Origin of the sequence: Halobacillus sp. B23F22_5, assembly GCF_043497085.1 — a bacterium.
In the GTDB taxonomy this organism is placed as follows: Bacteria; Bacillota; Bacilli; order Bacillales; family Halobacillaceae; genus Thalassobacillus.
Map to the genome: position 1 here is coordinate 57,024 of NZ_JBIEKI010000004.1, position 14,689 is coordinate 71,712.

The 14,689-nt window shown below is 44.5% G+C and carries 12 protein-coding genes; all 12 read right to left on the reverse strand.

Annotated elements, in window-relative coordinates; translation table 11 throughout:
• Window position 1: 1 nt before the first annotated feature.
• The 12 genes from ACGTN9_RS07305 to ACGTN9_RS07360 all read right to left on the reverse strand — a co-directional run bounded on the left by ACGTN9_RS07305 (window position 2) and on the right by ACGTN9_RS07360 (window position 14,601).
• Complete coding sequence (locus ACGTN9_RS07305) at window positions 2-784, reverse strand: enoyl-CoA hydratase (RefSeq protein ID WP_499591701.1); 783 nt, start codon at window positions 782-784, stop codon at window positions 2-4.
• 12 nt (window positions 785-796) lie between these two features.
• Window positions 797-1,702, reverse strand: coding sequence for a hydroxymethylglutaryl-CoA lyase (locus ACGTN9_RS07310; RefSeq protein ID WP_499591702.1), 906 nt, complete (start codon window positions 1,700-1,702; stop codon window positions 797-799).
• Between the two features lie 15 nt (window positions 1,703-1,717).
• The gene (locus ACGTN9_RS07315) at window positions 1,718-1,930 is read right to left on the reverse strand and encodes an acetyl-CoA carboxylase biotin carboxyl carrier protein subunit (RefSeq protein WP_499591703.1); all 213 of its coding nucleotides are present in this window, start codon (window positions 1,928-1,930) and stop codon (window positions 1,718-1,720) included.
• A gap of 13 nt (window positions 1,931-1,943) precedes the next feature.
• Window positions 1,944-3,299: an acetyl-CoA carboxylase biotin carboxylase subunit gene (locus ACGTN9_RS07320; protein WP_499591704.1), complete on the reverse strand. Its 1,356-nt coding sequence runs from the start codon at window positions 3,297-3,299 to the stop codon at window positions 1,944-1,946.
• A gap of 17 nt (window positions 3,300-3,316) precedes the next feature.
• Window positions 3,317-4,957: an AMP-binding protein gene (locus tag ACGTN9_RS07325; protein ID WP_499591705.1), complete on the reverse strand. Its 1,641-nt coding sequence runs from the start codon at window positions 4,955-4,957 to the stop codon at window positions 3,317-3,319.
• Window positions 4,958-4,978: 21 nt separating this feature from the next.
• Window positions 4,979-6,121: an acyl-CoA dehydrogenase gene (locus ACGTN9_RS07330; protein WP_499591706.1), complete on the reverse strand. Its 1,143-nt coding sequence runs from the start codon at window positions 6,119-6,121 to the stop codon at window positions 4,979-4,981.
• Window positions 6,122-6,195: 74 nt separating this feature from the next.
• Window positions 6,196-6,834 (reverse strand): TetR/AcrR family transcriptional regulator, encoded by a 639-nt coding sequence (locus ACGTN9_RS07335; RefSeq protein WP_499591707.1) that lies wholly within the window; start codon window positions 6,832-6,834, stop codon window positions 6,196-6,198.
• A 142-nt stretch (window positions 6,835-6,976) separates the two neighbouring features.
• A complete protein-coding gene (gene parC / locus ACGTN9_RS07340) occupies window positions 6,977-9,433 on the reverse strand; it encodes a DNA topoisomerase IV subunit A (protein WP_499591708.1) in 2,457 nt (818 codons plus the stop codon).
• 14 nt (window positions 9,434-9,447) lie between these two features.
• Complete coding sequence (gene parE, locus ACGTN9_RS07345; RefSeq protein WP_499591709.1) at window positions 9,448-11,400, reverse strand: DNA topoisomerase IV subunit B; 1,953 nt, start codon at window positions 11,398-11,400, stop codon at window positions 9,448-9,450.
• A 189-nt stretch (window positions 11,401-11,589) separates the two neighbouring features.
• The gene (locus ACGTN9_RS07350; RefSeq protein ID WP_499591710.1) at window positions 11,590-12,003 is read right to left on the reverse strand and encodes a CoA-binding protein; all 414 of its coding nucleotides are present in this window, start codon (window positions 12,001-12,003) and stop codon (window positions 11,590-11,592) included.
• A gap of 13 nt (window positions 12,004-12,016) precedes the next feature.
• Window positions 12,017-13,537 (reverse strand): ABC transporter permease/substrate-binding protein, encoded by a 1,521-nt coding sequence (locus ACGTN9_RS07355; RefSeq protein WP_499591711.1) that lies wholly within the window; start codon window positions 13,535-13,537, stop codon window positions 12,017-12,019.
• Window positions 13,534-14,601 (reverse strand): ABC transporter ATP-binding protein, encoded by a 1,068-nt coding sequence (locus ACGTN9_RS07360; RefSeq protein WP_499591712.1) that lies wholly within the window; start codon window positions 14,599-14,601, stop codon window positions 13,534-13,536. Before ACGTN9_RS07360 ends, ACGTN9_RS07355 begins: the two co-directional genes overlap by 4 nt.
• Window positions 14,602-14,689: the final 88 nt, after the last annotated feature.

Below are 14,689 nucleotides of genomic sequence, written 5' to 3' on the forward strand. Positions count from 1 at the left end.
TCTATTCACCACGATAAATGGGCTTCCTTTTTTCTTTGAATGCCTGGAGACCTTCCAAGCGGTCCTTTGTAGGAATAGTTGTCTGGTAGCACATTTTCTCGACTTGAAGTCCTGTTTCTATGTCTGTCTGGAACCCTTGGTGGATTGCTTTTTTCGCCTGCCTTAGAGCGATTGGAGCATTATTTGCGATCCTCTCAGCTAAGGCTAAGGCTTCTTCGTGAACGATCGTTTGGTCATAAGCATATTCAATAAGCCCTATTGACCGGGCTGTCTCACATGTGATCGGCTTTGCCGTAAAAATCAATTCTTTCGCTTTTCCAAGGCCGACCAGACGTGAAAGTCTTTGGGTTCCGCCTGCCCCTGGAATGATTCCAAGCGAAGTTTCCGTCAATCCCATCTTAGCTGCATTGGAACTTAACCGTAGATCACAGGCCAGGGCAAGTTCCAATCCTCCTCCGAAAGCAACGCCATTTAAAACTGCTATCGTAGGTATCTCAATTTGCTCCACCCGATGTATGGTATCACCGATCAGGGTTACCGTCTCAACGACCTCTTGTTCTGTCATGCCTCTACGTTCTTTTAAATCCGCCCCGGCACAAAACGCTTTTCCACCACTTCCCGTAATGATCAGGCAACGGGTATTTTTATTTTTTTCAACTTCTCCCAAGGCTTCATTAATTTCAGCAAGCAGCTGTTTGGATAGGGCATTGGCAGCTTCAGGGCGATTCAACGTCAATTTCTTGACGTGTTCTGCCGGTTCTTCAAGTTTCACTAATTCCAACATAATGTATCCTCCTCAGGAAGAGCGGTTTGTCACTTGCATTTGGTGACTGGGTAATTCTTTATCCAGTTTACTTTGAATGAATGTCGCAGCTTCGAGCAGTTTTTCTTGACGGATCCCGGTGTCGATACCCATCTGGTTCAGCATATGGACGAGATCATCCGTTGCCAGATTACCAGAAGCCCCCTTGGCATATGGGCAGCCGCCAAGTCCTCCTAAAGCTCCATCGAAAATAGTTACACCATGCTGAAGGGATACAAGCACGTTTGCCAATGCCATTCCCCTCGTGTTGTGAAAATGCATAGCGATCCTCTCGAAGGAAAAACGCTTATTAACTTCTCCAAGTACCTGGTCCACCTGTTTTGGATCAGCTACACCAATGGTATCGCCGAGTGATAGTTCATCGATCCCCATTTCAAACAACCGATCGCAGACACGGAGAACCTGATCGACAGGTACATGGCCATCATATGGGCACCCAAACACCGTAGATACGTAGCCTCTGACACTTTTACCTGCCTGTTTGGCTCCATCCACAACCTCCTTCAACACAGGATAAGTTTCTTCGATGGATTTATTAATATTCTTTTTGTTATGCGTCTCGCTGCTTGACATGAAGATGGAAGCTTCATCTATCTCTGTTTCTATCGCCCGCTCCAATCCCTTCATGTTAGGCACTAATGCAGCATACGTAATTTCCGGATGACGCTTGATTGCTTCTGCCACTTCTTTGGCGTCAGCAAGCTGTGGAATCCATTTCGGATGGACAAATGATGAAATTTCGATATAGGACAACCCGGATTCAGATAAGTGATTGATCCAGGCTACTTTATCTTCCGTTTCGATCCGTTTCTTTTCATTTTGAAGGCCGTCCCGTGGGCCGACCTCCTTGATGGTTACTTGTTCCGGTAATTGCAACATAAAAACCGCTCCTAATTATTCGATGATTGCAATGACGTCGCCTTCATTGACGAAGTCTCCTTCGTTCACCTTCAGCTCTTTAACGGTCCCGTCCGCTTCCGCTGGAACAGGAATCTCCATTTTCATAGATTCCAAAATAACAAGATCCTGTCCGCTTGTGATACTGTCTCCTTGGGCTGCTACTACTTTCCATACACTTCCTGCCATTGATGCTTTTACTTCTGTCATGTCTGGTTCCTCCCTATTTTTCAGATACAAGTGGTAAATAATATTCTTCTACAAATGATGTTTCTGTCGCTCCTTCTTTGAACTTTTCATGAGCGATTACATCCTTCAGCATCGGGATGTTTGTTTTTATTCCTTCTACTTGATAGTTTTCCAGCGCTCCTTGAAGGCGGTCAATCGCTTCCTTGCGGTCATTCCCGTAAGCAATCAGCTTTGCGATCATAGGATCATAGAATGGGGTTACCTTCGAGTCATCAGCTACCGCTAATTCATGACGGATGCCTTCCCCTTCCGGAACGTTGAATTTGGTCAGTTGACCCGGAGAAGGGAAGAAACGGACTGGGTCCTCCGCATAAATTCGAACTTCGATTGCATGGCCTTCCCTTTTGATATCCCCTTGTTCGAAAGGAAGCGTTTCGCCATCGGCTACGCGCAGCTGCTGTTCTACCAAATCGATGCCTGTGATTTCTTCTGTTACAGGATGCTCTACCTGTAGCCTTGTGTTCATTTCTAAAAAGTAGAAATTCTCATCCTTATCGACTAAAAATTCGATGGTACCTGCGTTTTTATAACGCAGCGCTTTCACGGCCTGGATAGCGGTATCACCCATCTCATTTCTGGTTTTTTCTGATAAAAATGGTGAAGGTGCTTCTTCGACAACTTTTTGATGCCGGCGCTGAATGGAACATTCTCTTTCGAATAAATGGACGGCATTTCCATGTTCATCAGCAAGTACCTGGATTTCGATATGTCGTGGGTGCAGGATTTGCTTCTCTAAAAACATCGTCCCATCACCGAAGAAGGTTTCCGCACGTTTGGAATTACCTTCGAAAGCTTTTTCTAACTCCGCATCATCATTGACAGCCTGCATGCCGATGCCACCACCGCCAGCAGCCGCCTTCAGCATGATCGGATAGCCGAATTCATTGGCATATGCCTTTGCCTCTTCCACATCTGAGACCGCCTGCTCAGTACCAGGTACGATTGGAACTCCTGCTTCTTTCATCGCTTGCCTGGCAGCGACTTTATCTCCCATCTTTGCCATTACTTCTTCAGAGGGGCCAATGAACGTAAGTCCCGCTTCCCGACATCTTTTTGCGAATTCCGCGTTCTCGCTTAACAGCCCGTACCCTGGATGAATGGCTTCAGCTCCTGACTTTTCCGCTGCCTCCAGGATATTGTCGATATTCAAATAAGACTCATTCACACGCGGTTTTCCAATCAGGTAACTTTCATCCGCCTGTTTTACAAAAGGAGCATTCTGATCCGCTTCTGAGTAGACAGCGACCGTTGCTATATTCATTTTTTTACATGTTCGGATGATTCGGGCAGCTATTTCTCCACGATTAGCAATCAATATTTTTTGGAACATGGACACTCCTCCTTTGATTACGATTTCGACTGTAATTTTTCCAAAGCTGTTTCACGAAGTTTGAACTTTTGTATTTTACCACTGGCCGTCATTGGATACTCATCTGTAAATTCGATATAACGCGGGATTTTATGCTTGGAAATTTTCCCTTCACAAAATTCACGGATATCTTTTTCTGTAATGGTTTTACCTTCTTTTGGAATGATCCAGGCCATGATTTCTTCCCCATATTTACTGTCTGGTATACCGACTACCTGAACATCAAGGACATCCGGATATTGGTATAGGAATTCTTCGATTTCACGAGGGTAGACATTTTCACCGCCACGAATGATCATATCTTTGATACGTCCAGTGATCTCTACATAACCATCTTCGTCCATGACACCAATATCGCCTGTGTGCAGCCATCCTTCTGTATCGATCGCCATTTGAGTGGCTTCTTCGTTCTTATAATAGCCTTCCATAACTAGATAGCCACGCGTACACAACTCCCCAGGTACACCGGCTTCTACTTCCTTGTTGGTGCTTGGATCCACGATTTTAACTTCAACATTCGGATGTGCTTTCCCCACTGTGCTGACTCGACGTTCAATCGTATCGTCGGTACGTGTCTGTGTGATAACCGGAGAGGATTCTGTCTGTCCATAAGCAATCGTGATTTCTTCTGCCCCCATTTTATTGATGACATCCTTCATCACTTCCATCGGACAGGAGGAACCTGCCATGATACCTGTTCTGAGAGAAGCAGTATTAATACTTTCGAATTTAGGGTGGTTCAACTCTGCAATGAACATCGTCGGCACTCCATGAAGAGCCGTACACTGTTCACTTTCTACTGCGTTGAGCACCTTTTCAGGATCGAACTGCTCTAAGATTACCATTGTCGCTCCTTGGGTTACACATGCAATCGTACTCATGACGCAGCCGAAACAGTGGAAAAATGGCACCGGGATACAGAGACGATCTTCTTTTGTCATTTTCATCGCTTCTGCTACTTGTTTACCGTTATTAACAATATTGTAATGGGTCAGCATGACACCTTTCGGGAAGCCGGTCGTTCCGGAAGTGTACTGCATGTTAATGACTTCATCGTAAGTCAATATCGCTTTCCGTTGTTTCAATGCTTCGTCTTCTACTTCTTTGCCCATATCCATCAGGTCCTGCCACTTGTAGCAGCCATTGTATTCCTTATCACTCAATACGATGACTCGCTTCAGGTTGGGCAGCTTTTCACATTGGACGTCCCCTTTTTCTGAGATTTCCAGTTCCGGACAAACCTCTTTCAAAATATCGATGTAAGAAGCACCGCGGAAAGTTTCTGCCAAAATCAATGTCGTGGTATCGGATTGTTTCAACAGATATTCAAGCTCCTGGGCACGGTAGTTCGTATTGACAGTAACCAAAACTGCCCCCATTTTTCCTGTTGCGAATTGGGAGATCAGCCACTCTGGTTTGTTATCTGCCCATATGGCAACATGCTCCCCTTTTTCAATTCCCATGGCCATAAAACCTTTGGCCGCTTCATCCGTTATTTCGTCCAACTCTTTATAGGTTTTACGCAGGTTCAACTCTGGATAAACGAAAGCTTCATGATCTGGAAGTGCTTTTGCTTTTTCTTCTAAAATCTCACCGACAGTCTGTTTTAATAAAGTCATACAGTTCCTCCTCGCAATAATTTAGCACCCAAGCTGACGAGCGATGACCAAACGCTGGATCTCTGAGGTTCCTTCCCCGATTTCCAACAGTTTAGCGTCACGTAAGTACCGTTCCACTTCGTATTCACGCATATAACCGTACCCCCCGTGAATCTGAATCGCCTGGTTGGCAGATCGGAAAGCGGTTTCAGAAGCGAACAGTTTCGCATAAGCTGATTCCTTGGTAAATGGTTTCCCCTGATCTTTCAGCCATGCTGCTTTCAATGTGATATTCCTTGCAAGTTCTACTTCCATTGCCATATCGGCAAGTTTGAATTGGATAGCCTGGAAGTTTGAAATCGGCTGCCCGAATTGCTTTCGTTCTTTTGCATAAGCAAGCGCCCGGTCGAGTGAAGCCTGTGCTATTCCGACCGCAAGAGCAGCGATTGAAATTCGCCCACCGTCAAGGGTGTATAAGAATTGACCAAACCCTTTTTTCGGGTCTCCTAATATATTCTCTTTCGGCACCCGGACATCCTCCAAAATGATTTCTGAAGTATTGGATCCCCGGACACCCATTTTTTCATAATTACTATTGATCGTAAGTCCTGGCGTGTCGGCAGGAACAAGGAATGCGGAAATGATATTTTTGCCATCATCACGTTTTCCTGAGACAGCTGTGACAGTAATGGAGCGGGCATATCCAGCGTTTGTGATCCAGCTCTTTTCTCCATTGATGACATATTCATCTCCATCTAATACTGCTCGTGTCTGTGTCCCACCTGCATCAGAACCTGCATTCGGTTCCGTAAGACCGAAAGATGCAAGCCCTTCCCCTTTGGCTAATGGAACCAGAAATTCCTGTTTCTGTTCTTCCGTTCCGAAATAATAGATTGGGCTAGCCCCAAGCGATACCGCTGCAGCGTAACTTAGACCGGTCGACCCACAGATCCGGCCAATTTCTTCGACTGCTAAAGCGTATGTGACGGTATCTCCGCCAGCTCCTCCGTATTCTTCCGGAAACGGGATACCCAAGAGGCCAAGCTTGCCCATTTCCTTGAATATATCTTCCGGAAAATCAGCATTTACATCGATATCAATAGCTCTCGGCTGAATAACGTCTTCTGCAAAATCCCTTACCATCTTCCGTGTCATTTCCTGTTCTTTCGTCAATTCAAAATTCATATTGCTCCCCCTTAATAATCCTTTTTTAGAGACCGACTGGTTGGTCTGTTTTACTCAAAATATAATGTAAGCGGTTACTTTTCGTTAGTAAAAAAAGGGCGTTCAAGCATTTGAGACTGAAGGCTTTCTTCATGGACCGAATTGGTTGCCAACACGGCATGCAGGATAATATCGACATAGACATCTGCGATTTCATCGATGGTATATTTGCCGTCCCGGCTGTACCATTTATAAATCCAGTTGACCATTCCGAGAATTGCCATTCCTGTGATTTCCATTGGCAGTTCTTTTCGGAAATCGCCGGTCTCCTGACCTTCTTCGATCACTTGGAAAACCATTTGCTTGAATGCATCACGCTTACGTTTGATTTGTTCTTCATATTCAGGTTTCAGGTAATTGCTTTCCTGGTAAAAAACTGAGATGTGCGGTTTGTACAAGTCAAAAACTTTAACAAATGCTTTGATGATTGATTGGATTTTCTTGATGGGAGATCTGTGGATTTCATTGGCTGCTTTTGCTTCCTTCAAAACATATGTAATGAATGTATCATGAATGACGAACAATAGTTCATCTTTCGATTGGAAGTGATGATAAAACCCACCTTTTGAAGTGTTTGAGGCTGCTACGATCTGATTGACTGTAACCCCATGGAACCCTTTTTGCTCGAATAGTTCAAGCGAGGTCTTAAGGATTGTCTCTCTTAACTCGGCCATACATCATCCCCTTTCCCGCTGGACATTTGTCATAATTTTATCACATTTTTCAAAAATTACAAAGACTTTATGAATGATAACATACAAAAACATCCAGGCAGCTGCCTGGATGTTTTTCTGGACTTAAATAAGTGACGCTGTATTAAGAACTTTCACTTTCTGTATCAAAAGGTTTTTCATATTCATTTTTTACCCAGGAGTCGATGACATTCCCGCTTTGGTCGATGTCGATGATGTAAGAACCATTGCTATAGCGGTCATTAGCTTTATATTGCATTGGATTGACCGTCACTACTTCCCCGTTGTCACTTTTCACTTGCAGTTCCTGGCCAGAGGCCATCAAATGCATGTTGACGATTCGGTGGGGATTCTTTTTCAGTTCCCTTAGCATGACTACGCCTCGTTTGGCACGGGAACTCTGTTCAAATTCCTTGAGGCGCATTCGTTTCAATGCTCCCCGGTGAGTCACAATAACGATCGATGGGTCTGATAAATCATCGAAAACCTGGCCGGAGACGACGCTCTCGCCCTCTTTTAAGGTAATGGCCTTCACCCCTGCAGCCCGCTGGCCGACTGTTTTCACTTCGCTTTCATGATACCAAAGTGCGTAACCCTTATCGGAAGCAATGAAAATATCCGAATGACCATTGGTTACATGGACGTTCGTTACTTCATCTTCACCTTTCAGGTTGATAGCTACCAGTGGCTTCGAATAACGTTGAGCTTCGTAAAGCGACAATTCACTCTTCTTTACCATGCCATTTTTCGTGAAGAATAACAGGCAACTCTCTTCTTTGAAGTCCCTTACAGGGTAGGCAGCTACAATTTTTTCATCTTTGTTTATCGGAACCAGGTTGGCAATATGCTGTCCAAGATCCTTCCACCGGATATCGGGTATCTCATGGACAGGGAGATAAAGGTAATTGCCCTTATTGGTAAACAACAGCAGCTTGTCAGTCGTATTGATTTCTATCAACCGGAGGAGGTGATCACCATCTTTTATCGCCAAATCCTCGCCGTTGGAGGCAGCATAAGAACGAAGGCTTGTCCGTTTTACGTATCCGTCTCTTGTTACAGACAAGATAATATCTTCACTGGCTACCATGACTTCCAGGTTGATTTTCAATTCCTCGATTTCTGCCTGAATTTCCGTTCGGCGGTCGTCGTTGTATTGCTTCTTCAATTTCTTCAGGTCAGCTTTGATGACTTTCAACAATTTCTTTTCATCAGCCAAAATTTCCACTAAATATGCAATCCTGTCCCTCAGTTCACCGGCTTCTTTTTCTAAAGCTGTGATATCCGTATTCGTCAGTCGGTACAGTTGCAAATTGACGATCGCTTCTGCTTGTTCATCCGTAAAATCATACGCCTGAATCAAGCGTTTTTTGGCATCTTGTTTATCTTTTGAAGCACGAATGGTCGCGATTACTTCATCCAGTATCGAAATGGCTTTGATCAGGCCTTCTACAATATGGGCGCGTGCTTTTGCTTTCTTAAGGTCATACCTGGATTGTCTGGTCACCACTTCTTTTTGGTGAGCTATATAGGAATCCAGAATCTGATGTAAACTTAGCAATTGAGGTGTTTTGTCCTTAATAGCTACCATATTGAAGTGGTAAGTTATTTGTAAATCGGTGTTTTTATAGAAATAATTCAAAACACCTTCACTATTAGCCTCTTTTTTTAACTCTATGACAATGCGAAGCCCTGTCCGATCTGTTTCATCACGAACTTCTGCAATTCCTTCAACTTTACGATCGATACGAAGTTCATCCATCCGTTTGACGAGGGTTGCTTTATTGACTTCAAAAGGAATTTCATCAATTACGATTTGCTGCCTGTTCCCTTTAATGTCCTCAATCTTTGCTCTCCCTCGTAATATAACCTTGCCTTTACCCGTCTCGTAGGCCTTCCGGATGCCGTCTTCTCCCTGGATGATTCCTCCAGTTGGAAAATCAGGTCCTTTCAGCCTGGTCATCAGTTCACTTGTCGTAACTTGCTGTTTTTCGATTTTCATGATGACAGCATCAATCACCTCACCGATGTTGTGAGGCGGGATGTCGGTAGCGTATCCTGCTGAAATACCAGTAGACCCATTGACCAGCAGATTTGGGAATTTAGCAGGTAAGACTACCGGTTCTTCAATCGTGTCATCAAAGTTTGGAATGAAATCGACTGTTTCTTTTTCAATATCCCGGAGCAGTTCGGACGAAATGCTTGATAAACGTGCTTCCGTATAACGCATCGCTGCCGGAGGATCCCCGTCGACACTCCCGTTATTTCCGTGCATTTCAACTAAGTTCTTCCGTACTTTCCATTCCTGGCTAAGCCGCACCATTGCATCATAAACTGAGGTATCACCATGGGGGTGGTAGTTACCAATTACCGTACCGACTGTCTTCGCTGATTTACGGAATGCTTTATCATAGGTGTTCTTTTCTTGATGCATCGCATACAGGATTCTTCGCTGTACCGGCTTTAAGCCATCACGGGCATCCGGAAGCGCTCGTTCCTGTATAATGTATTTACTATACCTTCCGAAACGGTCGCCGATGACCTCCTCTAAAGGTAAATCTAAGTAATTCTCCACTTCCGCCAAAAGAATATCCTCCTCTAGTTCTGAATTTTATCGTTTTCAAGAATGTTCACTTCATCTTCCATACCGAAAGCGACGTGGGATTCTATCCATTTTCTTCTTGGTTCGACTTTATCACCCATTAACGTGGTAACACGTCTTTCCGCACGGGCAAGATCATCAATGGTGACCCTGATTAAGGTCCTTGTAGCCGGGTCCATCGTTGTCTCCCATAGCTGGTCTGCGTTCATCTCGCCAAGACCTTTGTACCGCTGGATGATGTAGCCATTTTTAAATTTCTTGACTGCCGCTTCCATGCCTTCTTCATCCCAGGCGTATTCTATTTGTTCTTTTTTACCTTTTCCTTTAGAAATCTTATAAAGCGGGGGTAGTGCAATGAACACTTTTCCTGCTTCTACAAGCGGCCGCATATACCGGTAAAAGAATGTCAGCAGTAATACCTGGATATGTGCACCGTCGGTATCAGCATCGGTCATGATGACGATTTTATCATAATTACAGTCTTCTAAATCGAAGTCTCCCCCGACACCCGCTCCGATCGTATGGATGATCGTAGAAATTTCTTCGTTTTTAAATATATCGGCAATTTTCGCTTTTTCTGTATTGATGACTTTACCTCGCAGTGGGAGAATCGCCTGGAATTTACGGTCGCGCCCTTGTTTTGCTGAGCCTCCTGCTGAGTCACCCTCTACCAGGTAAAGTTCGTTTTTCTTCGGGTTACGGGATTGAGCTGGCGTCAATTTCCCGCTTAACATAGTTTCTTTCCGTTTCTTTTTCTTACCAGAGCGCGCATCTTCCCGTGCTTTACGCGCTGCTTCCCGTGCTTCTTTAGCACGGATCGCTTTTTTGATCAATAGACTTGCGATATCCGGGTTTTCTTCCAGGAAATAAGATAGTTTGCTTGAAACGATGGCATCCACAGCTGACCTTGCCTCCGAAGTCCCTAGCTTACTTTTCGTCTGCCCTTCGAATTGCAACAGTTCTTCCGGTATGCGGGCAGATACAATAGCTGTGAATCCTTCACGAATATCATTGCCTTCTAAGTTTTTATCTTTTTCTTTCAATAGGTTCGTTTTACGGGCATGATCGTTGAAAATACGTGTAATGGCGGTTTTTGCTCCTGACTCATGGGTGCCGCCATCTTTGGTACGGACATTATTGACAAAGGACAGCATGCTTTCGGCAAAACCGTCATTGAACTGGAAGGCAAAGTCAATTTCTATTCCGTTTTGCTCTCCTTCAAAAGCGACTACAGGATGGAGGGTATCTTTTTCTTCGTTCAGGTAACTGACAAAAGCTTTTAATCCTTCGTCATATTGATAACTTTCCTCCACGTCCTTTCGTTGGTCGATCAACCGGATTTCTACACCTTTTAATAAGAAAGCAGCTTCCCGCAGCCGCTCCGAAAGCGTTTCAAAGTTAAAAGTAGGCGTAGAGAAAACAGAAGGATCGGGTTTGAATGTGATGATCGTTCCGCTTTTCCTTGTTTTCTTTTTCTTATCGAGTGAAGTCACCGGAACGCCACCATTTTCAAAACGCTGGACATATGTCTGCCCGTCACGATGGATGGTCACTTCCAGCCATTCTGATAAAGCATTTACCACGGAAGCTCCGACACCGTGAAGACCCCCGCTCGTTTTATAGCCTCCCTGTCCGAACTTTCCTCCGGCGTGTAGAACAGTCAGGATCACTTCCGGGGTTGGCTTCCCCATTTTATGCATGCCCGTGGGCATACCTCTTCCTTCATCCTCGACCGAGACACTGCCATCTTTATGTAAGGTGACAGTAATCCGGTCACCAAATCCGGCAAGGGCCTCATCCACCGCATTATCTACAATTTCATACACTAAGTGATGGAGACCGCGATGATCCGTGCTGCCAATATACATGCCCGGCCGCTTCCTCACCGCTTCTAATCCCTCTAACACCTGTATTGAATCATCTGAGTATTGCTGCGATTGTTTAACCAATACGACGTCTCCCTTCTTCCATGTCTATCTGTTATAATAATAGAACAAACGTTCGGATGTGTAAACGGATATACTATCTGCTTGTTCTATTTTAGCCTTTTTGACGAAAGACGCAAGTAACGTTTTCCTTTAACAGTAAAAAATCCCTGCATGCACAGGGATTTTTTTAACGGTTTCAAACTGATTTTGCTACATCAGAACAGCATGGGCGACTTTCAGACACATATCCATCATGACGGTAAAATCATGGTCTTTCAAGTATTCATAGGCTTCGTCATCCATAACTCCTTGCTGAGCCCAAAAGATTTTCGCATCGGTCTGGACCGCTTCCTTCGCCAGGGCAGGCAAATGTTCGGATCGCCGGAAAACATTGATCATTTCGAATGGTTCTTCCACATCCAGCAGGGAAGCGTAGGCTTTTTCACCTAATACGCTGTCAACCATCGGATTGACAGGAATGATGCGATATCCTGCATCCTGCATCTCTTTAGAAATCTGATAAGAGGTGCGGAATTCCTTATCGGAGAGACCTACAACTGCAATCGTTTTGGTCTCTGTCAGTGCCTGTTTGATTGTTTCATTATCCGGGTGCTGGTAAGCCATGAAGTTTCCTCCTTTACAAGATTCCTTCCTTCTCTAAGAATTCGCGGGCTACTTTTTCTGGATCCATATCCTCTTCCTCAACTTTATAATTCATTTCCCTCATTTGATCACCAGTAATCTTTCCACCAAGCTGGTTCAATATTTCTTTAAGTTCCGGATACTTATCGATCGTTTCCTGTCTTAATAACGGAGCACCCTGATATGGAGGGAATAGTTTTTTATCATCTTCAAGCACCCGCAAGTTCATGCCTGCGATATAACTTGCAGTCGAATAAGCATCGATGACATCCACCTCTCCTTTTTTCAATGCTCCCTGCCTTAACCCGGGATCCATCGTTTTTACCTTTCCAAATTCCAGGTTGTAGAGTTTCTTGATGCCTTGATAACCGTCTTCCCGATCCTTAAATTCAAGTGTGAATCCTGCGGTCACCTGATCTGCGATCGGTTTTAGGTCACTGATGGACTTTAGGTTATATTGCTTTGCAAATTCCTGCGTAGTAGCAAGTGCATAGGTGTTATTGAATTGCATGGGTTGCAGATAGGCCATATTGTATTCTTGTGCAAGCCCTTTGGCTGCCCTCTGATAGACCTCTTTCGATTCATTGCTTTCAGCCTGCTGTTCTAACAGACTGACCAGCGCTGTACCCGTAAATTCCGGATAGATATCAATGCTTCCTTCCTGTAATGCAGAAAAAACGACATCGGTTTTCCCTAAATTAGGGACCAGCTCGACGTTCAGGTCAGTTTCTTCTTCGATCATCAATTTATACATATTGATCAGTATCGTAGGCTCTGCCCCTAGTTTTGCGCCGATTTTAATATCCGGTTTGGCACTGCCTCCGAATGCGAGCGGTCCGACAGCGATCAATGCAGCGATCACTAATAGACTGACAAGAGAACGGAAGCCTGATTTGGCGGAAGTTCGTTCGAATAACCGTAAAACCAAATCCAGTACGATAGCCAATAAAGCGGCAGGTATCGCACCTAATAAAATTAAGTTTAAATCTCCTCCACGGTCGAGACCAAGCAGGATGATTTCACCTAAACCACCAGCCCCAATCAGAGCCGCAATTGTAGTGGTACCAACGATAAGCACCATCGAAGTCCGAATCCCTGCCATAATGACTGGCATAGCCAGTGGAAGCTCGACACGGGACAACCGGCGAAATGAACTCATTCCCATCCCGGTAGCAGCTTCTTTCAAAGCGGGGTCAACTTCCTTGATGCCTGTATAGGTGTTTCGTAGAATCGGTAATAGTCCATATGCTGTCAAAGCGATGATGGCTGGTGTCTGGCCGATTCCGAAAAAAGGAATCAAAAATGCCAGTACCGCAAGGCTTGGTATGGTTTGCAAAATAGCAGTCAAACCGATGATCGGCTCAGCTATCTTTTGATTTCGGGTTAAAATCAAACCTAAAGGCAAAGAAATTAACGTTGCGATTACCAGAGCGATAATTGATATCTGCAAGTGCTCCCATATGGTTGGCCATAATACATCCTGGCGCTGTTGAAAGACATTTAAAAACTCGTTCATGATCGCACCACCCCATTTTCTGTAGAAACTTTCTCTTTCAGGTGTAGTACGATGTCACGATAAGATAATGTTCCGATTAATTGTTGTCCTTTGACTACCGGTAAAAGCTCTTCTTCATGTTCCTCAAAAATATCAGCAGCTCTTTTCAATGGCATGTCATTAGTAAGTACAGGCAGCTCGACTTTCTCGGCATACTTTACCGCTCCGGCATACTTGCCCGCATCATCTTGCAGGATATACGTTTTATTCGCCTCAAATTTTCGATTTTCTAATTCATTCTGGGAAATCACGCGGCTGCCCGTTTGGTCTGCGATGACGTCTACGGCTGTCTGCCATGGAGATTTCCGGTTTCCGATGAATTCTTTGACAAATTCATTTTTCGGATGAAGAATCATGTTCTGGGGTGTATCGAGCTGCACGATTTCCCCTTCTTTCATCAGACATACGCGATCTCCGAGAGCTAAAGCTTCGTCCATATCGTGGGTGACGAATACAATCGTTTTTTGTATTTTTTGCTGCAGTTCCCGGATGTCCTGCTGCAATTTCTCTCTGCTGATAGGATCAAGTGCGCTGAACGGTTCATCCATTAAAATGATGTCAGGGTCAGCAGCAAGGGCGCGGATGACACCTACACGCTGCTGTTCTCCGCCTGAAAGTTCATCCGGTTTACGTTTGCGATAGGTGGCCGGATCCAGGCCGACCATTTCCATCAGCTCATCAATTCGAGAAGAAATGTCTCCTTTTTTCCACTTTTTCATTTCAGGAACAATAGCTATATTCTCTTCGATCGTCATATGCGGAAATAAAGCTATCTGCTGTAACACATAGCCGATATTCCAGCGAAGTTCATGGATGTTGAACTCCTTGATATCTTTATTATGTATGAAGATAGAACCCTCTGTCGGGCTGATCAATCGGTTGATCATCTTCATCGTTGTCGTTTTACCACACCCACTTGGCCCGACCACCGTCAACAATTCCCCTTCACTCACGGAGAACGTCAAACCTTTCAAAGCAGTCGTGCCATCGGGATAGGTTTTGGTTACTTCCTTAAACTCAATCATCCTTATACCCCCAATAGACACATGTTGACATAGTTATACCCATTTACCTGCAGAAGAAAACATCTGTGGTTAGACAAAGGAAAAAGGT